This window comes from Paenibacillus sp. Cedars, assembly GCF_003184205.1.
Taxonomy (GTDB): domain Bacteria; phylum Bacillota; class Bacilli; order Paenibacillales; family Paenibacillaceae; genus Paenibacillus_AQ; species Paenibacillus_AQ glucanolyticus.
Map to the genome: position 1 here is coordinate 4,935,001 of NZ_CP020866.1, position 26,690 is coordinate 4,961,690.

Annotated in this window: 18 protein-coding genes and 1 riboswitch; all 18 genes read right to left on the reverse strand. The window is 50.2% G+C overall.

Going from position 1 to position 26,690, the window contains the following annotated elements:
- Window positions 1-98: 98 nt before the first annotated feature.
- Window positions 99-1,469 carry an NCS2 family permease gene (locus B9D94_RS24320; RefSeq protein WP_148248174.1) on the reverse strand — a complete coding sequence of 457 codons (1,371 nt, stop codon included), beginning with the start codon at window positions 1,467-1,469 and terminating at the stop codon, window positions 99-101.
- Between the two features lie 210 nt (window positions 1,470-1,679).
- Window positions 1,680-1,778, reverse strand: a riboswitch (purine riboswitch).
- Between the two features lie 534 nt (window positions 1,779-2,312).
- On the reverse strand, window positions 2,313-3,851 hold the full coding sequence (gene guaA / locus B9D94_RS24325; protein ID WP_006208249.1) for a glutamine-hydrolyzing GMP synthase: 1,539 nt from the start codon (window positions 3,849-3,851) through the stop codon (window positions 2,313-2,315).
- A 78-nt stretch (window positions 3,852-3,929) separates the two neighbouring features.
- Entirely contained in the window at window positions 3,930-6,254 is a 2,325-nt protein-coding gene (locus B9D94_RS24330; RefSeq protein WP_148248175.1) for a transglutaminase TgpA family protein, read from the reverse strand.
- Complete coding sequence (locus tag B9D94_RS24335; RefSeq protein ID WP_148248176.1) at window positions 6,223-7,521, reverse strand: DUF58 domain-containing protein; 1,299 nt, start codon at window positions 7,519-7,521, stop codon at window positions 6,223-6,225. The genes B9D94_RS24330 and B9D94_RS24335 overlap by 32 nt, the downstream gene beginning before the upstream one ends.
- On the reverse strand, window positions 7,518-8,525 hold the full coding sequence (locus B9D94_RS24340; RefSeq protein WP_063478580.1) for an AAA family ATPase: 1,008 nt from the start codon (window positions 8,523-8,525) through the stop codon (window positions 7,518-7,520). The genes B9D94_RS24335 and B9D94_RS24340 overlap by 4 nt, the downstream gene beginning before the upstream one ends.
- Window positions 8,526-8,903: 378 nt before the next feature.
- The gene (locus B9D94_RS24345) at window positions 8,904-9,863 is read right to left on the reverse strand and encodes a carbohydrate ABC transporter permease (protein ID WP_006208246.1); all 960 of its coding nucleotides are present in this window, start codon (window positions 9,861-9,863) and stop codon (window positions 8,904-8,906) included.
- A 2-nt stretch (window positions 9,864-9,865) separates the two neighbouring features.
- Window positions 9,866-10,831, reverse strand: a complete 966-nt coding sequence (locus B9D94_RS24350; protein WP_036638823.1) for an ABC transporter permease — start codon at window positions 10,829-10,831, stop codon at window positions 9,866-9,868.
- An 84-nt stretch (window positions 10,832-10,915) separates the two neighbouring features.
- Window positions 10,916-12,613: an ABC transporter substrate-binding protein gene (locus B9D94_RS24355; protein WP_148248177.1), complete on the reverse strand. Its 1,698-nt coding sequence runs from the start codon at window positions 12,611-12,613 to the stop codon at window positions 10,916-10,918.
- Between the two features lie 124 nt (window positions 12,614-12,737).
- Entirely contained in the window at window positions 12,738-14,270 is a 1,533-nt protein-coding gene (locus tag B9D94_RS24360; RefSeq protein WP_063478579.1) for a response regulator transcription factor, read from the reverse strand.
- A complete protein-coding gene (locus B9D94_RS24365) occupies window positions 14,242-16,086 on the reverse strand; it encodes a cache domain-containing sensor histidine kinase (protein WP_006208242.1) in 1,845 nt (614 codons plus the stop codon). Before B9D94_RS24365 ends, B9D94_RS24360 begins: the two co-directional genes overlap by 29 nt.
- Window positions 16,087-16,104: 18 nt before the next feature.
- Window positions 16,105-17,646: a helix-turn-helix domain-containing protein gene (locus tag B9D94_RS24370; RefSeq protein WP_006208241.1), complete on the reverse strand. Its 1,542-nt coding sequence runs from the start codon at window positions 17,644-17,646 to the stop codon at window positions 16,105-16,107.
- Window positions 17,647-17,873: 227 nt separating this feature from the next.
- Window positions 17,874-18,707: a carbohydrate ABC transporter permease gene (locus B9D94_RS24375; protein WP_006208240.1), complete on the reverse strand. Its 834-nt coding sequence runs from the start codon at window positions 18,705-18,707 to the stop codon at window positions 17,874-17,876.
- Between the two features lie 32 nt (window positions 18,708-18,739).
- Window positions 18,740-19,693, reverse strand: coding sequence for a carbohydrate ABC transporter permease (locus B9D94_RS24380; protein ID WP_036638810.1), 954 nt, complete (start codon window positions 19,691-19,693; stop codon window positions 18,740-18,742).
- A 30-nt stretch (window positions 19,694-19,723) separates the two neighbouring features.
- Window positions 19,724-21,046, reverse strand: coding sequence for an ABC transporter substrate-binding protein (locus tag B9D94_RS24385; RefSeq protein WP_148248178.1), 1,323 nt, complete (start codon window positions 21,044-21,046; stop codon window positions 19,724-19,726).
- A 141-nt stretch (window positions 21,047-21,187) separates the two neighbouring features.
- Window positions 21,188-22,735 carry a response regulator gene (locus B9D94_RS24390; protein WP_148248179.1) on the reverse strand — a complete coding sequence of 516 codons (1,548 nt, stop codon included), beginning with the start codon at window positions 22,733-22,735 and terminating at the stop codon, window positions 21,188-21,190.
- Window positions 22,710-24,488: a sensor histidine kinase gene (locus tag B9D94_RS24395; RefSeq protein ID WP_006208236.1), complete on the reverse strand. Its 1,779-nt coding sequence runs from the start codon at window positions 24,486-24,488 to the stop codon at window positions 22,710-22,712. Before B9D94_RS24395 ends, B9D94_RS24390 begins: the two co-directional genes overlap by 26 nt.
- Before the next feature lie 358 nt (window positions 24,489-24,846).
- On the reverse strand, window positions 24,847-26,022 hold the full coding sequence (locus tag B9D94_RS24400; protein WP_006208235.1) for an NAD(P)/FAD-dependent oxidoreductase: 1,176 nt from the start codon (window positions 26,020-26,022) through the stop codon (window positions 24,847-24,849).
- A gap of 32 nt (window positions 26,023-26,054) precedes the next feature.
- Window positions 26,055-26,525 (reverse strand): DUF1641 domain-containing protein, encoded by a 471-nt coding sequence (locus B9D94_RS24405; RefSeq protein ID WP_006208234.1) that lies wholly within the window; start codon window positions 26,523-26,525, stop codon window positions 26,055-26,057.
- Between the last annotated feature and the right edge of the window lie 165 nt (window positions 26,526-26,690).

Genomic DNA, 26,690 nt, shown 5'->3' on the forward strand with positions numbered 1-26,690 from the left:
ATATACCACATGACTTAGTTACTATGCAAGCATTTTTTTAAAATAAAAAAAACCGCCTCTGAACGAGACGGTTCTATTATGCAACAACTATGAAATTGTTATTCAGCACCCAGGAAAGCATAGCGGATCAAAATGATCACAAACAGGATCCACATCAGCCAATGCACCTTCGTATCTGTGCGTCCAGTCAGCTTACCGAACACAGCCAGTACCACATAAGCAATGATACCAGCGGAGATGCCGTTAGCGATACCGCCAGTGAAAGGCATCAGGATGATGGTCAAGAATGCCGGGAAAGCTTGCATGAAATCATCCCAGTCGATATCGCGTACCTGACTCATCATCAGTACGCCGACAATGACAAGCGCCGGAGCTGTAGCGGCAGAAGGAACAACCAAAGCGATTGGAGCCAAGAACAATGCCAGAATGAACAGCACACCTGTCGTTACAGCAGTCAAGCCTGTACGTCCACCTTCAGCAACACCGGAAGTACTCTCCACGAAAGCGGTGATTGTGCTCGTTCCAAGGAACGCACCCGCACTTACGCCGCCGGCATCAACGAGCATCGCTTTACCAAGCTTCTTCTCGCCTTCCTCTTTGTTCTTCAGAAGTCCGGCGCGGCCTGCCGTACCAACCAGCGTACCGAACGTGTCAAACAATTCAACGAATGTAAAAATGAAAATAACTTCTATTAGACCAATGCCAAGCGCACCCTTCAGATCCATCTGACCGACAGCCAGATTATCAAATGAAGGAATCCAGCTTGCACCGCTCAGACCTGACAGATCCGTAACTCCCATAGGAATACCGATCAGCGTTGTCAGCACGATACCGATAAGCAAAGCGCCTTTTAACTTCAGAACCATCAGGATGGCGATCAGGAAAAGGCCGATAATCGCAAGCAGTGTATCTTTGTTCTCAACGAAATTCCCCAAGCCCAGGTTGAAGGCACCGCCCGGTACAGGATGAGTAATATCGGTTCCCGGATTAATCGAAGCCGTAACAATATTACCGAGCTTAAGTCCAACAATCGTGATGAACAAGCCAATACCGACCGTGATTGCAATCTTCAAGTTGTTCGGAACTGCCGTCAACAGCATTTGGCGAACCTTCGTTACCGTAAGAATGATGAAGACGATACCTGAGATAAATACGGCGCCGAGTGCCGCCTGCCAGGTAATCGCTCCATTTGAGCTTAACACGACGGTCATGAAATACGCATTCAATCCCATACCAGGTGCCAATGCAACCGGGATGTTAACAAAGAAGCCCATCGCCATCGTCACAAGACCCGCACCGACTGCAGTGGCGAAGAACACGCCTTCCTGCGGAATACCCGCGCCATCAGGACCCAAGAACAGATTGTTGACCAGCAGGATGTAAGCCATGGTCATAAAAGTGGTCAAGCCTGCAATAATCTCGGTTCTTACATTTGTTCCGTGTTCCTTTAGCTTAAAGAAACGCTCCATTGTAGAGATATCCCCCTTAAAATTAATGACACGGCAACACACAAATAGACCCTAAGGATAGATCCCCAGGGCCGTCGCTTGAAAAAAGAGCCGCAAAACAATCATTCGCATGCTGCCGGGCAGCATCCTTATCGAATAACCGACAGCCGATCAGGAGCACTGCTCCATCTAGCTGGCCGGTCTCGAATGCTGGACGAGTCCGCATCATTATATTGCCGCTCTTCTTTTCGTAGCGAGATCATTACGGTGACCTGTAGAGACTCCCGGGCCCATTCCCGGGATTATACGAAAAAGCTCGTTATTTGTTGTTGTCATGTCAGTTTCTACACATATTCTAGGACGAGAAGCCCAAGCTTGTCAATAACAAAAACGAATATTAAACTTGTTAATTTAAAGAAACGTTCGGAAATTGACTCCACTTGACATATCCCATCTAGGACAAATGGACCGCATACGACAAAAAACAACCCCAGAACGTGGGATACTGCGCACAGTGGCGTTGAAAAGCGTTAAAATCATTCTGGTGTTCACCCTAGCTTGGCGCTTCAATAAATAGAATAAAAATACAAAAAAAAGACAAAATAGCCCTGCACCGAGGCCTCTCCCCTATAATTGTATTAGGTGATCAGACATAAGAAATGATTAGCCTCTTGGAAAAAAGCTTCTGCCCGAATCTCTAGGCCATGGAAGCTTCTGCCTGAATCGTTAGGCCATAGAAGCTTCTGCCTGAATCGCCAGGCCATAATACAGCTTCTGTCCAAGTCATTTTGGCCATAAAAAACGCTCCCTCTCATCTGCCAAAAGAAGCAAATGAAAGGGAGCGTATATTTTACTATTCCGATCCTATTCCCACTCGATCGTTGCTGGTGGTTTGGACGTCACGTCATACACGATGCGGTTGACGTTCTCGACTTCGTTCACGATGCGCACGGAGATCTTCTCCAGAATATCCCATGGGATACGAGCCCAGTCAGCCGTCATGCCGTCAATGGAAGTTACAGCACGGATGCCTACGGTGTAGGAATACGTACGCGCGTCACCCATTACGCCGACACTCTTCATGTTCGGAAGCGCCGTGAAATACTGCCAGATCTCGCGATCCAGGCCAGCCTTGGCGATTTCTTCACGCAGGATGTAGTCGGAATCACGAACGATTTGCAGCTTGTCCTCCGTCACTTCGCCCAGTACACGAATCGCCAGACCCGGTCCAGGGAAAGGTTGACGGTGCACGATTGCTTCAGGCAAGCCAAGCTCTTCGCCCACCTTGCGAACCTCATCCTTAAAGAGAGCTTTCAATGGCTCGATCAGCGTGAATTTCATGTCTTCAGGCAGCCCGCCAACATTGTGGTGAGATTTGATGGTATGCGCCGTCTCGGTACCACTCTCAACGATATCGGTATAGAGCGTACCTTGAGCCAGGAATGCAAAATCATCAAACTTGCTGGATTCCTCATCAAATACATAGATGAACTCGTTGCCTATGATTTTACGTTTTTTCTCCGGATCGTCTACGCCTTTCAGCTTGGACATGAAGCGTTCCTGAGCGTCAATCTTAACAACCTTCATGTCGAATTTGCCAACGAAGGTCTCCATAACACTCTCAGCCTCGCCCTTGCGCAGCAGGCCATGATCGATGAACATACAAGTCAGCTGATCACCGATGGCTCTGTGAATCAGCATCGCTACAACGGAGGAATCAACGCCGCCGCTCAGTGCGCACAGTACTTTTTGCTCGCCGACAACTTCACGGATTTCACGAAGCTGATCCTCGATGAAAGTCTCCATGCTCCAGTTGCCCTCGCAACCGCACACTTCATACAGGAAATTCTTGATCATCTCATTACCATGAACGGAGTGACGCACCTCCGGATGGAACTGAACAGCATACAGCTTCTTCTCTTCGTTGCTCATGGCTGCGATCGGAGCAGATTCCGTTCCTGCATCCAGCTTGAAGCCGGAAGGCAGCGATACCACATGATCGCCATGACTCATCCATACCGTTTGTTTTTGCTCAATCCCTTTTACAAGCGTTGAGTTCGGAGCAAATTCCAATTCGGCCTTACCGTACTCGCGCTTCGAGGCGCGTTCCACTTTGCCGTCCAGCTGCTGAGCCATAAGCTGCATACCGTAGCAAATACCAAAAATCGGCAGCTCCAGATCATAAATGGCAGGATCCACATGCGGCGCATTTTCAGCGTATACGCTTGAAGGACCTCCTGAGAAAACAATGCCGCGCGGGGAAAGAGCTTTAATCTTCTCGACGGGCGTGTTGTATGGCAAAAGCTCACTATAAACGCCAAGATCGCGAATGCGTCGTGCTATAAGTTGGTTGTACTGTCCACCGAAGTCCAAAACTACGATGATTTCATTAGGCTTATTCATTACCGGGCCTCCCTTGATTAATGAAATTAATTATACGCAACCCCAATTCATACCGTCAAGAAAGAGGGCCCTTTGTTTTCATGCCAGTTTTTTGACAATTCGGATGCATTGACGTAAAAAGAGTACTTTTTCCGTACGGGACCAAGGTTCGTCCTTGTATGCCGCCCGCTCCCAGCGCTGTGCAAACTGCTCCAGATCCGCTCTGAATTCGACATCGGCAATCGACAAGGAATGGACATATTGACGAAGGGTCTGCCCTCTCTCCAAGGCTCCAAACCGGCGCTGCAGCTTGTCCCAAACCAGTACGGAAGCGGATACAAGACCCTCACGCCTGCTTACCGCTATCGTTCTGGCCATCCTGATGAAGGCAAACCTCTCGCGAACGGCCGGAATTTGATAAATGACTGCCACGATGACAGGAAGAATAAGCAGAAGTAAGCCCCCAAACATCACGGGACCGATCACGGATATCAGAAGTAATACTTTAACGGCTGCGTTAATGACGGAATCCCAGAAGTCTAACCAAGGCTTAAACCCGGCAGGAGCTGAATCGCTGGCAACCGAAAGTGGCGACATCGGCTCAATGCCAAACCCGGGGGTCGGATCAAACGTCACCCAGCCATGATCGGGAAAAAAGACTTCAACCCAGGCATGCGCATTCTTCTGTGCGATCTCGTACCGATCGACCGTTCCCGCGACCCGCTCGCCAGGTGCAAATCCAGTTACATAGCGTGCGGGGATGCCTTCAGATCGGAGAAGTACGGTCATCGTTGTAGCAAAATGAACACAGTACCCTTCCTTCGTATCAAACAAGAAATGATCCGTAAAGTCTGTACCCTCAGGCGGCACCGATGTTTGCAGCGAATACGTATAGTTCTGCTCCAAATAGGATTCGATAGCTTCGGCCTTTTCATACCTGTTCGCAGCTGTCGAGGTGATCTCCTCCCCTAAATTGCGTACTCTAAGCGGCAGCTGTTCGGGAAGCTGCAGGTACATTTCTTTCATATATTCCGGATCGTCACCAGACGCACTTCGAAGTGATGGCACATCAGGCTGATCGTATAAAGATTCAATGGTATAACCGGTTACCGCACTTTGGCCTTGTAAAGATACACTTTCGGAGAGCCGATCAACGGATAAGGTTGGCGCCCCTCTCTCCCTGGAAGATTGGATCTCATTCACGCGGGTAATGATGCCTCCTGCCAGAAGCGTCTGAATGGGCGTATCCTTGTCAAAAGTCAGCGTCTGAACCAGCGTGTTTCCTGCAGGCCGCTCCCAGAAGGGCAGGATCCCGCTCAGATCTTCGGATACCTTGACCGACTTGCGGATGGAAGGATCAATCCCCCATTTTCGGCCGTCATACAGGTTATAAGTGTCTCCCCGCCAATAGGTGCGCACAGGCGACTGCGCCGTAAAATACAGCTCATCACTGAGCGTCAGCGGCCCGCCTAAATCTTTTCCCTGAGCAGCATAACCCGTAACCTGGGAGGCAGGAACCGCTGGCTCTGTATTTCCCCGGAGCCGCTCCCCCCAGCCCGACAAGCGCTCGGCCACCTCGGTTAAAGACAACCCCATGCCTGCCGAAGGCTCGCTCAAGGCTCCTCCCATTCGGGTAACTCCTGTTATCAGAAATGAGGTTGCCAGCACAATTAGACCCCATCGCAGCACGGGCAATCCCGACAAGCGACCGACTTTTACAGGCTCATGGACCTGTATATCGCTACACGCACCCTCGACGGTTTCCTGCTTCAGCTTAAGAATCAGCATCATGCCCTGTGCCAGCAAAATATACAACACAGCCCGCATCATATCACGATAGATGCTCTCCTCCATGGCAGATTCCAGCACAGCTAAATAAAGCAGTGTCGAACCGCCAAACAGCCAGACGGTCCGGCGGTGTAATGCCAGCATATGGACGGCAGATACCATAATCCCCCACCCAACGAGCAGGACGATGGTCCTCGTCTCCTGGCTTAACGCTGTAAACTCCCACGCACGACTGAATGCCGCAGCATCATCCGGAAGTATCGCCGAAGCGTAGTCAACAAACCACGCGAGCGGATTCCGATAATCGAATAATTGGGAGCATAGCCAAATTACCAGTACGGCATTCAGCGGCAGCCACACCCAGCCTCGCCACGTAAACAATCCTTGCAGCAGCAGAAATACAGCCCAGAGGGATAAGGCTTGCAGCACAAGGTAGCTGCTCCCCTCTCCCGCAGTGTGAAGCGGCAGGAGCCACTCTGACAGGAGCCCCAACACAGGCAATGTAATAAGAAAACGATGAAGCAGCGTTCCGTGTGTTAATCGGGAATGAAACAGATTCGGCAGAAGCTTGGCTTCCAACCTCTCACTCCCCCGACGGCCAGCTTCAACGGACGAGCTGTTGCTGGATCCTATCATACCCGGCACCCCCTATCCGGGTTGAATTCTCATAAGCCGATAACTCTTGCAAATAAACCAGCTTCCCGCCTTTGCTGAAAAATTCATGCGCCCACTCCGGGTGATCCTGATCTCCCCATTGAACAGGCGATGCGTTTACAGGGGATTTCATCCGCTTTGCCATTTGCGTACAGTAAATGGTCACTTTTCTGCTGCCTTCATTCAGCAGGTTTATTCCGGTAACAGCCGCATTCTTATGGAACACACCTGTCATTACAGCCCATTCCGTATTTTTCTCTGAAGAGTTATGTGAAAACTCAAACCTGGGACTCCGTACAGAATCCTTCTCAGCCAGCTGAACGGAAGCAAACGGCAGCAGTATATCCTGATGATGCTCTGAGAAAGCTCCTTTGTACTCGATAAGCTGATTCACTATACCAGCCCCATCCATTCGCATCTTGAATGGCATTCTGTCGCGAAGAAGCTGTGTTACCAGTCCTGCTGCGACAGATACGGTTTCTTCGAAAGCATCCTCCGGTTTCACTCCTTCATATCCGAAGTAACCTTGAAGCGCTGTATCCAGCACAATTCCCTGTCTTACCCCGTAACCTTCATGCGGCATAAAAGATTGCAGACGTCCAAGCTTCGCGGAGTTCTTCCAATGAATCCGGTTCATGGGATCACCGGGAATATAATCACGGACGCCGGTACCTCTCGTTTCGTTCCATACCCTCACCCGTGCACGCTCATCCTCTCTGTCCATATCGCTTCCCTGCACAAGCACCTGGGCCTCGGGCCACTTCATGGGCCTTGGGAGTACGATAAAGCCGCCAGTGTCACTTTGCAGACTCCGGCATGTCCTGAACCAGCCGAACATATCGCCCCATTCCACCTCACTATAGATTGAAGACCAGACTCCGCGGGGAACCTGGTTCAGACGGTAGGTATACTCGAGCCGCTTGCGCATGCCAGGAAACAGAAGCTTGCGATATTCCCTGCCACCCATCCGATCGGTTACGATGAGCCATGGAAGGGGCAGCACCGAGCGATAGGTGATCTGAACGGTCATCTCAACGGAATCTCCCGCCTGTATGCAGGCAGGGGAACTTCTACGGGAAATGGTCATCCGGGTTGGACCGAACAAACTCGTTAACCCCCCGCATAACAATAGAAACGTACACGCTAACCATACAAATCGAAGCGATTCCCCGCCTAACCACAGATAGAGCCCAAGCGCTGCGAACCAGATGGCGATCCCCCTCGACCATTCCAGCAAACCGCGTCTCATGACAAACTTCCCTTCCGGCTTCGCTGACGGGGAAGATCAAACCTCGTAATGATGGACTCTACCATTTCATAAGGGGTGACTCCTGCTGCGCGTGCATCATGCCCCAGATGGATGCGATGGGTCAGCACAGGCACAGCGACACGAAGGCAATCATCAGGAATGACATACATTCGGCCTGTCAAAAATGCGGCTGCTTGCGAAGCACGGAGCCAGGCCAGCGTTCCTCTTGGACTGATCCCGAGAGACACGCCCTGCTGTTTCCTTGAAGCATCGGCAACACTGACCATGTAGCGCTTAATGGTGTCATCCACAAATACACGGGAAACCATCTGCTGCATTTTCATGAGCTCGGACCCCATCATGATCGGCTTCAGATCCTCCAGCCTCGGGCTGCCCATTCCCCGCTCCAGGAGCTCCAGTTCCCCCTCCATGTTGGGGTATCCGAGCGATAATCGCATGAGAAACCGGTCGAGCTGTGCTTCCGGCAGACGGCTTGTCCCTTCGTATTCGTAAGGGTTTTGCGTTGCCAGCAGGAAGAACGGAGCTGGCAGCGGATACGTATGACCATCCACGGTGACGCGTCCTTCTTCCATCGCCTCAAGGAGTGCGGATTGCGCCCGCGGCGACGCCCGGTTAATCTCATCGGCCAATACGATATTGGACATTACCGGTCCCGGCCTATAAACGAATTCACCCGTATGAGGATAATAGACCGATGCGCCCGTAATATCCCCCGGCATTAAATCATAAGTAAACTGAATCCGGCTGAAGTCGCAGCCAATTAATGCTGCCACCGACTTCACCAGCATCGTCTTCCCGACTCCCGGCACATCCTCCAGCAGCACGTGTCCGCCTGCTAGCAGTGCCATCATCGTTAACGAAATTTGCTCCTCATGTCCAACAATGACACTGCCAACCCGCTTGGTAACTCTCCCCAGAAGATCAGGCGCCCATTCCGGAAGATTTGATTCTTCAGCATGTATGGATGAACTAAACAAGAACATCAACCTCCAACCTGTATTCATAGATTATTAGATTTAGAACCACTCGAAATTTAGAATCTATGAATAGGTTTTCCAAGAAAGAAGGAAGATAGACATCATTTACTAGAAAACCTGGAAGCCTCTACTGCCTCACTCCTATAGAAACCGGAATGATCTGCACCCCATCGCAGTTGGTTTGATGATCCCCTTCTTTCTTAGCTGCGCAAAAGAAAAAGCGGTTACCCGACCTAAAAAAGATCAAAGTAATCGCTTTTTCTATCGCATGAATGATTGATTCGTAGCCTTAACCGTCCGGGTCCCCCGCCGATTTTCACTATAACACGGGATGCTTGCCTTCATGATCTGCATGATAGGAGTTTGGCATTTTGTGCAACGGTTTTATTCTTTTACGCTGCCCACGTTCAATCCGACTACAAAATACTTCTGCAAGAACGGGTAAACGACCAGAATAGGCACGGAGGCTACAACCGTAACCGCAGCCCGTATGGATAAGGGCGTTACCATAGCTGTCGCTGAATCCTGAGTCATCCCGGCCCCTGCGGCCACATTAGGATTACTGTTGGAATTCATGCTGGACGACAGCAGTTTCATGAGCTCATACTGCAGCGTGCTCAGCTTCTGCGTGGAAGATGTATATAGGAATGCATCAAACCATGTATTCCATGCGCCTACCGCTACAAAAAGAGCAATCGTAGCCAGAACCGGCTTGCACAGCGGGAATATGATCTGCATAAAGATTTTGAAATCCCCCGCTCCATCGATTCTTGCCGATTCAACCAGACTTTCGGGCAGCGTGCCGATGTAGGTGCGAATCACGATCAGGTTGAAGGCACTCACCATGGACGGCAGAATGTATACCCAGAAGCTGTTCAGCAAGTTCAGGTCCTTGATCAGGAAATATCCTGGAATCAAACCGGCGTTAAAGTACATCGTCAATACAAAAACAAGTGTAATCGGCTTGCGGAAGGCATATTCCCGCCGGCTTAAGGTGTATGCCAGCATCGTGGTCAGGAAGATATTCAATACGGTTGAGAGAACGGTTCTGGCCACCGTAATCCAGAATGCATTGTAGATCGTTCCTGAGGCGAATACAGCCTTATAATTCTGCAGCGTCCACTCTCTCGGCAGCAGATAGATTCCGCCGCGAATCGTATCGTTCCCGGCATTAAACGATACCGCAATTGTGTTGAGGAACGGGTACAGCGTAACAATAACAAGGAAAATCATGAACACCGTGTTAAAGGTATTAAATAGAACCGGCTCGACACGGTTTCTTACAATATTTTTCTTCACTGGCGCATTTGCCGCTTTCTGCGGGCTGAGTTGTTGATTTGCCATGTCTATAACAACCTCTCTTCCCCAAGCCGCTTCGCGGTCCAGTTGGCAAGCAGCAGCATGGTGACGCTGACAACCGTCTTAAATATACCGCCGGCTGTCGCCATCGAGTAATTTCCTTGGGCAATCCCGTACTTCAATACGAATATATCAATCGTCTCTGCCCAGTCCACCACAAGCCCGTTGCCAAGCAGATACTGCACTTCAAATCCAGCTTCAAGAATATGGCCGATGGACATAATCAGCAAAATAACGATCGTTGCTTTGATGCCAGGAAGCGTAACGTGAAGCATCTTGCGATAACGACTGGCCCCGTCTATCTCAGCTGCCTCGTAAAGCGCAGGATCGATGGAAGCGATGGCGGCCAGATAGATGATCGTGTTCCAGCCAACCTCTTTCCAGACATGGGAGCCCCCTACGATTCCCCAGAAGTATTTCCCTTCGCTCAGCCATAGGATCGGTTCTTTAATCACCTGAAGTTTCATCAGGAGATCGTTGATGATCCCGTCAGAGGCAAGAGAGGTAGCCACGATGCCCGTTACGATAATCCAGGACAAGAAGTGAGGGAGATACGAGATGGTCTGAACGGTTCTTTTCCAAAACACTTTCTTGATTTCGTTTAACAGCAGCGCCAGTATAATGGCGGTAACAAACCCGAGCACGAGGTTAATCAAACTCATGCCCACCGTATTGCGCAGCACGCGCAAAAAGTTGTCGTCCGTAAACAGGAACTTGAAGTGCTTAAAGCCTACCCAGGCTTGTTCTCCGAAATCCTTGGCTGGCTTGTAATCCTGGAAAGCCATCGTCCAGCCCCATACCGGAACATAGGCAAACAATATAATGTACAGCATCAGCGGGACGGACATCATAATCAGCTGTTTCTGATTTTTGATGAGGTTCCATGTGATAGGCTGTTTCTTTCCCCTCTTGGGATTTCGGACGGCTCTCTTTTTCGCTAAGGTCTCATCCATATCAAGCTGCTCTCCCCACAAACCTTAATTTTAGAAAGTGGAAGGCTAATTGCACGCCCTCCACCTCCTGACCTTGCCTGAACATTATTTGCTCCAGTTCGTAATTCTCCACTGGATCTGTTCATTAATGCGGTCTTCATAGGCTTTAATGTTGATCTTACCGATTTCAGCCGTATACTCGCTCCATGCAGATTCGAAATCTGCCGGTTTAGCCAGGATCGCTTTTGGCAGGAATTTGGTAGACAGGTCGTTCAGCTTGGTATTGACCACCTTCGCTTCCGATCCTTCAACCAGATCGATGGTCCATGCCGGGTAAGCAACCTCATTCTCCGGCGGTTCGCTGAAGAAATCCACGTAGCTGTCGAAGCCGTACGCTTCAAGGAATTTCTTGTCATACTCCTTCAGACCGGCTTTGTACTCCTCAGGCTGAGCCGCAGCATCCGTAGCATTTCCGTCACTGAAGCTTCCTTCGATTTTTGGAGCGAAACCGAAGAACGCATCTGCTTTGTTTGCCAATTTCCAAGTTCCGTCCGTAAATGCATCACGCTGCTCCTGCGTTTTCATAAAGCGGCCTTCCTCATTCACGATGTAATCTTCGCCCTCAATCCCCCAACTCAGCACTTTCTGCCAATCTTCCGTAATCAACGCATCCAGCATCTTCAGAATCTTCACGGGATCCTTGGCATTCACGCTGATGCCGAATCCATTATTCAAATTGAGCGGTGCACGGTCACGATAATGATCCTTGGTGTTCTCATCATAGACCAGCGGAAGGCCGACGTACGTTCTTTCGTCCTTGCCCTGCGTGATCAGGGAATTCTCAGCATTCTGGAAATTCCAGTGCTGGTCGAACATGCCGAGAACCGTTCCGCTGGATAACTTGGCAAGATACTGATCGTAGTTCTGCACAAAAGTCTCTTTATCAATCAGGCCCTGCGCATTCATTTCGTTCAGCTTCTGGTAATACTCCTTGGCGTAATCCTTGTTGGCAAACACCTCGGCAACTCCATCCTTGACAACAACACCGCCGTCATTCGGATGTCCGATCAAATGCTGCGGTGCATTGAACAGGCCCCAGTTTCTCCAGTCATAGTTCAAGATCTCGAACCCAATCGTTGGACTGCCGTCGATCGTCGGATATTTTTCCTTGTACTTGCCGATCAGATCAAAGTATTCGTCGAGCGTTTTGACCTTCGGATAACCGAACTCCTCCAGCACAGCCTTCTGAATCCAGAATGCCGGTCCTGAATACCAGGAGCTGTTCAATTTACCGTTGAACACGCCATAGTTCGGAAGAATATAGATATGCCCGTCATTAGGGTCCTTCATCATGTTCCAGTAATCTTCATAATGCTTCTTCAAGTTCGGAGCATGCTCTTCAATGAGATCTTCCAGTGGAATGTAAGCACCGGCAGCTGTAAGCTTCGTATTTCCAGTCATCATATCCGGATAATCAGAACCGGCTATCATGACGCCCAGCTTCTGATTGATGTCGCCAGCCAGAAACTCAAAGTTGAAGCTGGCACCCAACTCATCCTTGATCTTCTTATAAATTTTGTTATCCGGCGTCGGCTGCTGGCCAGCCTCGCCGATAAAGACACTGACTTCAAATGGCTCTACCTTATTCCCGTCTGTTCCGGGTGTTGTTTGTTCCGCGGAGTCCTTTTTTTCCGGCGTGGCCGCATTATTTCCGTTTCCGCTCCCGCAGCCCCCAAGGACAACGCTGAGCGACAACAGCAATACCGTGCTGAGCCGAAGCCATGATTTTGTCTTTCCCCCCATAAAAGCACCTCCGTAATAATGTGGTTACATCGTGTACGAACCCGCATGCTTGTAACCTATCTATATTTTAAAAGCGCTTTCAAAGTCGGACTATACTATAACTAAAGCATTAACCTTAAAAACTTTAGAACATCCCGCTTTTGAATTCATTCGGCGACATGCCCCATCTTTTTTCAAAATGCTTAAGAAACTGGTTGTAGTGGCTATAACCGACCCGATCCGCAATCTCGCTGTTCTTGAGCTTGTTCTGCTTCAGCAGCGCGGTGGCCTCATCGATCCGCAAATTATGGATGAGTTCACTGAAGCCAATACCGTTCTTTCGAATCAGCAGTTGTCCGAGATAGACAGGATGTAAATAAAAGAGTTCCGCCAATCTCTTAATGGTTAGATTCTCGCGGTAATGCAAATGGATATAATGGTTGATTTCTTGTATTACTCCTTGCGATTGCCGTGCTTGCTGTACGAGCAGATGCTCAATACACTCTTCGCCGCAGCGTATCAAATCCCCGATCAAGTCATCCAGATGGGTGACCCCGTCTGTTAATCCGGCTACGTTGTATTTGCTGGACAGATTTTGAGGCTCAGCGCCCTCTGCCTCTTTCACCAAGCCTATGATCCTGTACAGGACATGGATCACCATTTTTTTCACAATTCCAGGTGCGATCCAAAGCTCTCGAAATGCGGATGCCGCGATGGTGGCAGCTTCACGGAACCCCGCCTTGTCCAGCAGCTCCACAGACCTGATCACATCATCCATCAGGCTGATCTGATAATGATAGTGAAACGGTTGATCCCGTATCTCACGATAAGAAATGCTTCCACCATAATCCGTATCATAAAATTTATGCTCGATGGCTTCCTTCGCGGTCAGGTAGCAGCGATGGATATTCAGAAGAGAAGGCTCAGTCGCTCCCTCTGACGCAATCAACCGCTGACCGGCATGACGGTGGAGCAGCTCCCGCAGCGTATCAGAAGACTCGCTCTCTCCGCTTGCGGAATGTCCATAAACCAAACCTATTCGGTTCGGTTCCAGATCGATCACATACTCTCCTTCCATCTGAACGGACAAACTGGCAATCGTCTCCCTGACGCTTGCCATCAGGGAAGGCTCCGATTGGATCAGGCAGCAACTCCATGCTTCACGCGCCGAGGATATTGCCTGAAGTTTCACAAGCCCGCTATCTTTAAGCGGCAGCTCCAGCAGTGAATGCTTGATCAGAGAAATGGCTTCTTCTCGCATGGCAATGACCCCGAGATTGAATCTGTTCTTCTCTTGCACAAGCTCCTCATGAATCCTGCTCAATTCCTCCTCGGCCTCTTCCCCGATAACAGGTTTCAGTATGTAGTGGTTGATTCCATGGCGCAGTGCCTTCCTTGCATATTCGAATTCGCTGTATCCGCTCATGACTACAAACTTAACCCCGCTGTCAGGATACTCCTGCTGCCACGTTTCAATCATGAGAAGTCCGTCCATGAGCGGCATATTCACGTCCGTGATGACCAAATCCGGCTTATATTCAACCATCTTCTGCAGCCCTTCAAGTCCGTTGCTGCAAGTTCCGCAGATGTTAAACCCAAGGCGTTCCCAATCAATCCACAGCGCAAGCCCTTCCAGCGCACCCGGTTCATCATCGATCAAGAGCACGTTGAATGTCATGGCTCTCCCCTCCTCCGCTCCCTTGCTCCTGAGTTTCCAGCAGTTTGATCGGAATCTCGAACGAAACCGTTGTCCCCTGATTCGGGCTGCTGGCAATATTGAAAATGACATGATCGTTATAGTACAATTCCAGCCTCCGGTAGACATTTCGGATACCAAAGCTGTTGCCCGAGAATTGCTCGTTGCGAACCGACAGGATGATGTCCCGGAGCTTGTCTTGCTCAATGCCCTTCCCGTTATCCGAGATGACGATATGAAGATAATCGCTGGCTACGGAAGCGCTGATCGTAACAAGACCGGCTCCATCCACCGTTTGCAGACCGTATTTGCAGGCATTCTCAACGAGAGGCTGAATGCTCATTTTCGGTATTTTATAATGAAGCGCTTCCACATCGATATGGAATTGATATTCAAATTTATCCCGAAACCGAAACTTTTCGATTTTGAGATACATTTCAATAAACCTTATTTCTTCCTCAACAGAGACCAAATCCTCTCTCCAACTTAATAATCTGCGGAGCAGCTTGGACAAACTCTTAATGATGTCCGTCACATCCGAATATTGGTTCTTCGTACAGACCACTAATATCGCGTTAAGGGTATTAAACAGGAAATGGGGATTCATCTGGCTCTGCAAAAAGTTCAATTCAGCCCGGACCCGCTCCATCTCCAGGTCCTTCTTCTGAATTTCCAGCTTATACACATTGTTGATCAGAGAGTTCATCTTCGTTGTCATCTGATTAAAATTACGGATGAGTCCGCCAATTTCGTCCCGTCCTTCATCAATTTCGATCAGATCAAACTTCTCATTGCTCACCTTCTGCATATGACGGGACAGTCGCTTCACACGGTAATTGTAAGACCTGAGCATAACCGTAATAAAAATCGCAGCGATCAGCGTAACCACAGCTGCCAAAATGACGGTAAACAGCTGCATGTCCAGCATGGCGCTCGTTATCCGGTTGCCCTGGGTTATGCCGATCAGCTTCCATCCCTTAACATACCTGGCCGTTCCGATGGAGAACACGTGCCGATCCTCTTCATCGTACTGCTCCAAGTCAAACACCGGATAAGCATCGTACTTCCCTCTCTCGTAACCGCTGCTGGCCGACATGATGATCTCGTTGTTCTCGTTCACTAAATACATATCCAGATAATCGCGTTCCCGTACAATGACGTCATAGATTTTGCTTAAGTCGATATCAATTCGAAGCAGCTTCTCATAGGTGTCATAGTTATCAAAATAAGCCATTTTCTCAATCACGCTTAAATACGGAACCGTCGAAGCGGAGTTATTCGCCTCCGTTGCCCTGTATGCTGCCACCAGCACCGGGTGGGTCGAATTGCTCCACAGCTTAAACCAATCACTATCAAGCACATCGTCATTGATCACATGATAGTTGCCCCCGGACACAATGGAGGGATTGCCGGTGAAGATACTGATTCGCTGAATCTGGTTGTTGACCGGAATGTAGCTGATTACCCGATTCCGCAGCTGTTCATCAAAGGTCTCATAGAAATCCAATTGCGACTCATATTCCCGATCGAGCATTTCGTAGAGTGTCTTATCGGTGCTCAGGGCATGGCTTACTGCCACGCCGCCGTCTATGAAATTATGGATATCCTTTCTTGCCCGCTCCATCGATATGTCAAGGTTCTGCTCTTCTCTCTCCCTGATCAGCTCCGACATTCGATCCATGAACATCAAGTTAATCACCAGAATAGGCAGCAGCACACCTATGACAAAAATAAGAAAGAATTTATATTTCAGTGGAATATCGTTTACGAAATTTCCCCGTCCGAACATCCTCTTCATAAAAGGCACCCTCCCGGATTAGCGCAGCTTGCTATCCTCATTATTCTTGTAATTCGAGGGCAGCATCCCGGTTGTCATCTTAAATTTATGGATGAAATAGTCCGCGTTCGGGAACCCGACATGCTGTGCAACCTCGGACACCTTCATCCCGCTTCGCTTCAGCAGCAGCTTGGCCTCTTCAATCCGCTTGTCATTGACATATTCCTTAAAAGGCCTGCCTGCGTGCTTCTTGAACAGCTGTCCCAAATAGGTGGCGTTCATGTGAAAATGCTGTGCCAACTCCTGAAGCTGCAGCTTACTCCGGTACTCCCGGTCGACATACTGAATCACTTGAAAAATCGTGTTGTGCTCGTTGTGCTTCCTCAACTCAGCGAGCAGTGAGGAGGCTTGGAGCGCGAGATGCCGCACGTAGTTCTTAAGCGCTGCACCATTGCAGGCATCATCCAGATTGCCAAGCTCCTCCTGCAGCCTGTTCATGAAAATATCCGGATCCCCATTCATCTCGGCGATTGTTCTGCACAGCGACAACTCCAGATCAGCCACATCGGCCCGAATGGCTCTCAGATCCGGCATGTAATCGGTCATGACTGCGAAGATCCGCTCCAAACATGCTTCGATTGGTTGGGACTCCCCTGCCAGGATCATCGACATTAAATCTTCGACCCGCCCGAACGGAAATTCCCGGGAATCGGCCATTCTCCTCAGCTCCTGATAACAAAACACGCCGCTTCTTCCTTGGCTTCGTCTATAATGACGCACCTCCGCGCTTTGCCGGTAAAGCTCCCCGACGGCCTGAATTCCTCTCCCCATGGCACTCAATGCCACGATAACCGGCCCTCCCAGCTCCTGGACCAGTGCGGACTGCAATTGAAGCGCGGTTTCCATAACGTCATCAGGGGCCTGCTGCTCAACACGAAGCAGGACTCCGAGACTGCCGCTGCTATCCTGAAAGCATCCGAGCAGTCCCTCGGGGCCATGATTGGCAATCCATTTCATCAAGTCCATGCCCGAGGACTCCGTATCAATCAATAGACACCGAAGCTCCGGCTCTCCCTGGATCAACATCGCCTTGCGGACTTGCTCCGCTATATCGTGGTTATCCCCATCCTGAATTAATCGATTCAATAGATAATGGATGGCGATGCCCGCTTTCATCTGATGGCTATGTTCGGTTTCATACTCATCCCGGATCACATGGCTCAGTCTGGCTAACAGGGCTTCGATCTCTTCATCATCAATCGGTTTGAGCAAATATTCCGCAACCCGCTGCTGCATGGCGTTGTGGGCGTATCCAAAATCATCATATCCGCTCAGAATCACGAATTTCGGTGGATGGGGCATTGTCCGATTGCTGTGCTCAATCAATTCCAGACCGTTCAGCACAGGCATGCGGATATCCGTCATGACCAGCTCCGGCTGCAATCGTTCTATTAACTTCAACGCTTCCGGAGCACTCAGGGCTTCTCCGCATATTTGGAATCCGAACCGGTTCCAGTCAATCATGGTCCTAAGCCCCTCCAGGACCCATGGTTCATCATCCACCAGAAGTACATTGAACATCGTCATCGTCTCCCTTAGTGAAGCGTATTATGTAAGCGCACTCATTTTACTTATACTACCATACTAGTATACCTATGAGAATATACTGACTTGTATAAATTGATGTGAACGCTAATCGTGATGGTGCCTGGTTCTACAAGGCCATTCAGGCGCAGAACGCAAATAACCCGCAAGCGGATTCTGTCATCTAAGAATCCAGCTTACGGGTTATTCCTATCACCTATCAGCTACCCTTTAATTCCCGATAAGGTGACGCCCTCAATAATATATTTCTGGCCGATGATATATACGATAAGGACCGGAATCAGTGCTATGGAAGCCCCCGCCATCATCAGTGTCCAGTCTGTGGAATACATGCCGCGGTACAGATTCAGCATCATCGGAACGGTGAACTTATCCGTGCTGCTGAGAAAGATCAGCGGATTAAAGAAGTTGTTCCACATCCCGAGAAAGGTGAAAATGCCGAGTGCCGACAGCGCCGGTTTAATCAAAGGGAGCATGATCCGGGCATAGATCGTCCAGCGGTTCGCGCCATCCACAATGGCGGCCTCCTCCATCTCTTTCGGAATTCCCCGGAAGAATTGCCGGAGCAGAAACACCCCGAATGCGTTGAGCAACGCCGAAGGGACAATAATCGCCAGATGCGTGTCCAGCCATCCGATATTTTTCATGATCAGATATAGCGGAATGATGGTCACTTGTCCCGGCACCATCATGGTGGCCAGAAACAGAATGAACAGCGGCTCCCGAAACGGGAACGTGATTTTGGCAAAAGCATAGGCTGCCATGGAACAGGTAACTAGCTGTGAAAGGACGACAATCATATTGATATAAAAGCTGTTAAAGTATGCGCGCCCGAAGGGCAGTGCCGTCAGGGAATCCTTATAGTTGGACCAGATGAACGGGTCCGGAATCCATTTGGGCGGCACCACGAATACTTGCGACAAATCCTTGAGCGAGCTGAGCACCATCCAGACAAACGGCAGTGCCATAATACAAGCACCTATGATCAGAACGATGTGCAGCACGACGGTGGACATTCTCAATCCCCGATGTATCATTCATTCTCCTCCTCCTTCCTCGCATGGATCCGTTAGTCTTCGTAATGAACCCACCGTTTGGACATTTTCATCTGGAACAAGGTGAGCGACAGGATCATCACAAACAGGATGACGGCTGACGCCGTGCTCTTGCCGAAGGTAAAGTCCGCAAAGGCTGTCTCGTAAATGTGATACACGAGAGTATAACTCGCCTTCGCCGGTCCGCCGGAGGTCATGACAAAGGACTGGTCGAACACCTGGAAGGAACCGATAATGGACATGATCGTTACAAAAAAGGTTGTCGGCGACAGCAGTGGAATCGTAATATGAATCAACTGCTGCCATTTGCCTGCACCGTCAATCTCGGCTGCCTCATAATAACTTCTGGATATCCCCTGAAGTCCGGCAAGGAACAGCACCATGTTCCCCCCGAGTCCCATCCATACGCTCAAGAGGGCAATCGAGGGCATGACATATCTGGAATCCGTCAGCCAGGAAGGTCCCGTAATACCGAACCATTGCTGCAGATACATGTTAATGAGCCCAAAGTCTGCGTTGAACAGCCACATAAACACAACGGCCACTGCGACGGACATTGTAATGTTCGGCATGAAGTAGATCAGCCGGTACAGGATTTTCCCGCGAACCCGGTTTAAGCCTACCGCCACCAGCATGGCCAGAATAATGCCTGTCGGTACCGATAGAATCGTATAATACACCGTGTTGACCAGGGCGATATGGAACTCCTCATCCTGAAGCTGGGATATGAAATTCTGGAGTCCGATAAACTTCTTGGCTCCCATCCCGTCCCAGTTCATCATGCTGATAACAAAAGCCGAAATCAGCGGAATTAATGAAAAAGCGATCAGTCCGATCATCTGGGGAAGGATAAAAAAGTAGCCCCATAAACCGTCGGATGTCTTGCTTGTTAAGGAGGTTGTTCTCCTCTCCGGGAGCTGCTCCGGAGAAGGAGAGGCTCCGGGGCTTCCAGCAGGCTGCGTCTTCATATCTTCTCACCGTTCCTCTCCAGAGCTTGATCAGTTCTTGCCGCTCTTGTAATCCTGAATTTTCTTATTAGCCATATCCTGAATGTCCTGCAGGGAGCTTTCAAGATCCTGATCTTTCAGCCACAGTGCCTCGAATTTGGATGTGATATCCTGGCTGAGACCCGGAATGCTCGCCTCGAACGGCGTCAGGGAATACCCGATCTCACGAGCATCGAGGAATAACTGGGCATGCTCCGGCAGATTTCCTTCCAGGACCACATCATCCGTGCCTTGTACCGACGGGACCGCATTGCCACCGCCCTGCAGGCGGTAACGTTGACCTTCTTTACTTACATACTCGGAGAAAAAGGTATAGGCTGCTTCCTTATTCTTCGCTGCCTTGTTCATGACCAGGAATGCCGTTGGGATACCGGCCGGCTCGATTTTGTTGCCGGTGTTGGTAGGCCAAGTTACCACGTCATACTCAAGTCCTTGATTCTTCTTGAACAGCGGCAGATACCACCGTCCCGCAGCAACAAATCCGACCTGGTTGGACATAAACATGGCGTCCCCGCCCTGCCCTTTGGGAAGCGTCCCGGAGAACGTAATGTTCTTGGACTTCACGTTGTCGTACAGGAACTTGAAAGCCTCCATTGCCTTGGGATCCGAAGCCGCCACGAAATTCCCCTCGTCATCGTAGACCTGGCCTCCATTCGAGGTAACCCAGCTGTGATAACTGTTCCAGGAATTATCCAGCACGTAGCCGTATTTCTTGCTGTCCCGGATCTTGTCCGACATTTCCTTGAACTTGTCCCAGGTCCATTGTCCATTCGCCTGAAGATCGGCAGGCATCTCGGTTATACCCGCTTCCTTCAGCACCTTCTTGTTGTACCACAGCACCATCGGGTTGCAATCCACCGTCACGCCGTAAGTCTGCCCATCCCGCACCGCTGCTCCCCACAAGCCCTCGAAGTAATCCTCCTTCTTGATCAAGCTCTCCGGGGCATCCATGTAGGGGGTTAAATTCTCAATGCTTTGATTCTCGATCAATTTCACGATCAGACCGTCACCGGCGTAAAAAATATCCGGCGCTGTCCCTCCCGTTAATTGGGTTAATATTTTCTGATCATACTCGCCGGGAATTGGAATGAATTCGGCTTTGATATCTGGATGCTTCTTGTTGAAATCCTTGGTCAGCTCCTGGTAGCGGCTAAGCTCTCCGGGATTCCCCCAGCTCGCCCATTTAATCTTGACCTTCTCGCTGCTTCCCGAATCTCCGCCCTCCGTAGTTCCGCCTCCTCCACACGCCTGAAGCATGGATGATAGTAGAAGAATGATTACAAGCAACGACCCTCTTACCTGTTTCCTTGTCATTTCATTTCCTCCATTCAAACCCGATTTAGTTTTGCTGGCACAGCACTTTGTAACCGCTTTAATTATAAAATTTTGGCAAAAAGCATTTGAACGGATTATGTTCCGAAAAAGTGGCTTCTTTTCCGATCTATGAAGTTTTGATCATTTACGGTGCTGTCCCTGGTACTCAGCCGGCGAAATCCCTACCAGCTTCTTGAACAATTTGCTGAAGTATTTCACATCATTAAATCCGGATCGGTCAGCCACTTCATACACTCTGAGCGAGGTCGTGGAGAGCAGCTCCTTGGCGCGTTTCAGTCGAAGGTCGATCACATAATCGATAAAGTTGTGCCCGGTGACGCGCTTGAACATTTCACTAAAATAGTTGCGGCTTACAGCCACGTCGTCCGCCACCTCCTGCAGAGATATGGGCTCGGTAAAGCGGGCGTTAATATATTGAACAGCCTGCAGCACAATCCGCTCATGCAGCGTGGATTCCGGGACGGGGTGACGGATGGCTTCCTCACGCAGCATGCGGAAAGCTTCAAGAACAAGCCCTTTTACCTCCTCCACCGATCGAAGCCGCCCCGCTTCTCCTGCCTGGGGCAGCGCCGGACCGCCAGGGAGATAATGCATGGCCAGCAGTCCCAGAATGCCCTCTGCTTCTTTAAGAACCGCAGGTTTGTTCATCCTTCCAGGCTTCCAGCGCTCCATGATCGCCTGCAGCTCCACTTCGCTTTTATCCATATTCCCAACAGCCAGCCCCGCTCTAAAGCCATACAGTCCGGAAGTTGAACCTTCCTGTGCCGATTCGGCATCCACGAGGAGCCTATCCTCCGCATGAAGAATCTGTTTATCCCTATAAAAGAAAAGCCCCTCCAGACTTTCAACGGCTTCTTGAAAAGCCTCATGCAGCTTGCCTATGCTGTTGAAGCCTCGGCTCAATCCGATGATACAGCGAATTGGCAGCTTGATGCCCGCTTCGCTGACTTCCCGCCTCTCTTCGGGACGCACTGGTACGTAGGCCGCGATCCGGTCCGTTTCCAGCCGCGCTGCCAGCGCTTCCGGGACCTGGTCATATAACAGCTCCAGAAGCCGTTCGATTCTGTCATGCCAATCCTTCTGCTGTCCCCCCGCCGCCCGATCTCCTATGTCGGAATCAAGCTGAAGCACAGCCATCATATAAGAGCCGCCATGACTCCTGGCTTCCAAATCTTCTATCGCATTTGGATCGCCGGATAAGGCCTGAAACAGTATTTTCTCATCGGCCTTCTTCTTGTTCCGCCGCTGCTGCTGCTCATGCTCCGTCAGAATCCGCTGCATCTGCCGCTCCTCTTCCAGCTTCGAACGCATCTGATCGAGTATGGCACCGAGCGAGTCCGGGTCCAGCGTCGGCTTGAGAATATAATCCGATGCGCCAAGCCTGATGCCTTCGCGCACGAATTCGAAATCGCTGTGGCAGCTGAGCAGCAGCACCTTCACCCATGGACACAGCTCTCGGGTCCGGCGGGTCAGCTCCAAGCCATCCATGACGGGCATCGCGATATCCGTAATCAGAATGTCGAGATCCCCATTCAGAATCCACTTCATTGCCCGCTGTCCATTGGAGGCCTCTCCGACCAGCCGATAACCGTGCTTCTCCCAATCGAAGGTGGATCGAAGTCCTGTACGAGCGATTGCCTCGTCATCCACGAGCAGCACTCTGTACATAAGCGTCCCCCCTTTCCTTGGCAAAGGTGATAGTGACCCGTGTACCTTCGTGTTCCCGGCTCTCCACCCACACTCCGTAGCCGCTGCCATAATACAGCTGGACCGTTTGGTGAACATGACGCAGCCCGATATGGGTCATGCCGTGTTTGGAGTGATCCTGATCATGCGAGAGCAGTCCTGTTATTCGCTCAGGTCTTATGCCGATCCCATTGTCCTCGATCTGTACCAGGACATCCTGCTGCTGCGATGAAATCCTGATCTGAATCACGCCCGTGTCATCCAGCGGCGCAATCCCGTGAAAGATCGCATTCTCCACAATTGGCTGCAGCAGCATCCGGGGAATATGGATGTCCTCCATATCCTCAGGACAATCGATCCTTAGTTCAATCTGATGGTCGTAACGGTAATTCTGAATAATCATGTATTTACGGAGCTGCTCCAGCTCGTCGCCGAGCCGTATGAACACGCCATTGCGCTCCAGGCTCCCCTCCAGCAGATGAACAAGGGCGGTGACCGATTGATCCACGTCGTTAGTCCGGTTAAGCTTGGCCATCCAGCGGATGGAATTCAGCGTATTATAGAGAAAGTGGGGATTAATCTGGTACCGCAGTGCACGGATTTCCGCTTTTTTCTTCTCGGACTCCTCCGCGGCAATCCGCCTGATCAGCAGATCAATTTGCTCAATCATTTTGTTGAAGCTTCTTCCCAGCTGCCCAATTTCACTGGAACCTACATTCTTGCTCCGGACCGATAGATCTCCTGCTTCGCTTCTGCGCATAAGCCTGCTTAGCTGGACGAGCGGATTGCCAATCCGCCGGGTCATGAAATAACCGATGCCGATCGCTGCGAGGATCGATCCGAAGACAATCCAGACGGTGAAACTCCGGATGCTGGCCGAGTCCGCCGTCAGCTCCTTAAGCGGTACCATCCCTACCACATGCCAGCCATTGTTCAGGCGCGACGGAATCATGAGTGTTTTATTGTTGTTCAGGTTATATTCCGTCAGACCCGTCGGCAGCTTGATCTGGGACTGCTTCCCATACATGGAGGGATCGGGATGATAGAAGTAACGGTTCTCATCATTGGCCACGTACATATACCCCGTATCACCGAACTGGACATGGTTTAATTCGTCGATCAGGACATCCCCCATGATCTCGATGAACATCACCCCCACAATCTCCCCCGTATCCCAGCTCCGTATTGCCCTGCCCAGGCCGAATACCGGAAATCCCATTCCCGTCTGCTTCAGGTAGGAGGTATCGGACAGGCCGAACCATACCGCCTGACCGTTAGCTTCCAGAATCGACTGATACCAAGCGGAATCCCATTGGTCCGGGATGGACATCAGGGAATCGGCACTGAGGACCGAATTGTTCCGCAGCACATCGAATACATACACATCCAATATTTCCGGCGAGTTAATCATGATGGAGGTCAACAGATCCTTTCCCTCCTTCACCTTCAGCGTCAGATCATATTTGCTCATATCCTGATCCTCCAGAATGCCGTGCACCACCTTGCTGTTCAGCACCATCATCGAGGAATCGTCCAGTTTCTTGAAAAACATATTCAGTTTGTCACTGACTTGAGTAATGGTGAGAGAGGCAACTTTACTGACTTGTTCCTCCACAATTGATGCCGATTTGTTGTACGACAGGAAACCCATAATAAGTACCGGGAGTGTGGTGCCGATGAAAAAAAACAAAAACAACTGAATGACAATCGAATGAAGACGATGATATCCCCGCATACAAACTCCCTCCGTTTTGTAAAATGAAAATGATGAATCTTTATTTGATAGCGCTTACATAAATACTTAGCCTTCTTACTCATTTCCTCCTTCAAGCTCTCCTCTTCCACCTCCTCTACCGTTTGCTTTCCCCCTCCCCGCCTTCTCCCCAAGTCCCCGTATCTGGCATAACCCAGAACTCGCTCTGCTCCCGGGTGTATACATCGTATTATGTTTTAAGATGATTGTCCCTAAGTCGATCTGCTTATGTTTGGAGTCTGTGCTTCACTTCACCGAGGTCATCTCCATATAAAAAAAGAGATGGCCCCGAATAACTCCGGGTCCATCTCTTTGTATTCGTATAATGCCGCCCTTTGGCTTAGTAAGCCAGTGTGAACAAACCGTTGATGTGGGACAGGTAACGCATGTTACTCGCTTCCTTCATCAAGGTTGCAGGCAGACCTTTCAATTGGGTCTTGTTCGCGCCGATCGTACCGATGGCATCTTTACGTCCCAAGCTGCCCAGCGTACCGGAGAATACCGGTGCGAAGGAAGCTGGTGCGCCGCCGTTCAATTGAGCGAACATGTTGTATCCGATCAGCTCGCCCATTTGCCATGCCAGCTGTGCTGTCGGCGGGAACGGACGACCTTCTGGTCCCATAACAACCGCGCTGTCGCCAGCAACATATACGTCAGGGTGGGAAGCGGATTGCAGGAATTCGTTCACAACCGCACGTCCGCGGTTCACTTCGATTCCGCAGTTAGCGACAACGCTGTTGCCTTGTACGCCGCCTGTCCATACCAATGTGCTGGTTTCGATGGTGCTTCCATCTTTCAGCTCAACGGTGGTGCCGTCCATTTTGGTAATAGGCAATCCAGTCAGGAAGTTCACGCCGCGTTTTTGCAGGCTTGTTGTCGCACGGTCAACCAATTCAGCAGGGAAGCCCGGCAGAATGGAAGGAGCAGCTTCAACACAATAGAGCGTGATTTCCTGTGGATCGATACCGTATTTGCGAGCCAGCTCGCTTCTCATATCGGCATATTCACCAACAAGCTCAACGCCGGTCAAACCGCCGCCGCCAACCACGATGGTAGCGTCCGCTTTGTTTTTCGTTTTGCTGTATTCCGCAATGCGGGACTCAACGTGAGCACGCAGACGGTTTGCATCGTTAACAGACTTCAGAATGAAGCTGTTCTCTTGAAGTCCCGGGATACCGAAAAATGCAGTTTCACTGCCCAGAGCGATAACCAGGGCATCATATGTGAAGCTGCCGCCGTCATCGAGGGAAACCGAACGCTCATCCGGCTTGATTTCCTTAACATTGCCGATGCGCAGGTCAACGTTCGCGCCGCGCAGAAGCTTATCCAGCGGCAAAGCTACTGCTTTCTCTGCGATGTTGCCTGCTGCCAGGCGGTGCAATTCCGTAATGATCTGATGGGTTGGGAAACGGTTAATCAGCGTGATTTTTGCAGATGCGCCGAAATGCTCGCGTGCAGAAAGTGCACTAAGCAAGCCGCCGTAGCCTCCGCCCAAAATTAAAATATGTTTAGACATGACCATCCTCCGTTCTTCGTATGATTTATGGATTAACGCTTGTTTTGTTGGTCGCGCTCGTTAAGAACGTCCAAAAAAGCCTGAGCATAGCGAAGACCCTTTTGAACCTGAGGATCTTTCAGCATTTTCATCAGACCAAATACACCGATCTGAGCCTGGTCGCCTTGAGCGTGGACACGGTCCCCGGCTTCGATAGCTGCAGATGCAACGCTTTTTGCTGCTGTCGTTACCGGCTTCGCGAATCCGCTGAGGGAAGCCATGGTGTCTTCCGCAAGCACGGGATCCGTAGCTACGGATTTACCGAAATCATACGCTTTAGTCATGACGGACAGCATTTCCGTAAGTTTAGGAAGATTGTCCACGAGAGTTGTAAGGGATTCCTGAACCTCGGGCTTGAGCAGTTGTTCGAGCAGCACATCAGGACGGCTGGACGCCGCAGCTTCTTGGTTTCCTACAACATTTTCCGGAGTTTCGGACGGTTGTGGAGAAGATGTTTCTGTCATAAAGAATTGCCTCCTTTTCTTTAAGTAAATTCCCAAGATGAACTTGGCGACGATCGAACCGGCTAGGTTTAATTTTGGGATAACCGGTATCTATTATGCATCACTTACAAAAGTGCGAACTTATGGGTGACTCATCTATCGCCAAAAATAAAGCAGGGGGAAGCT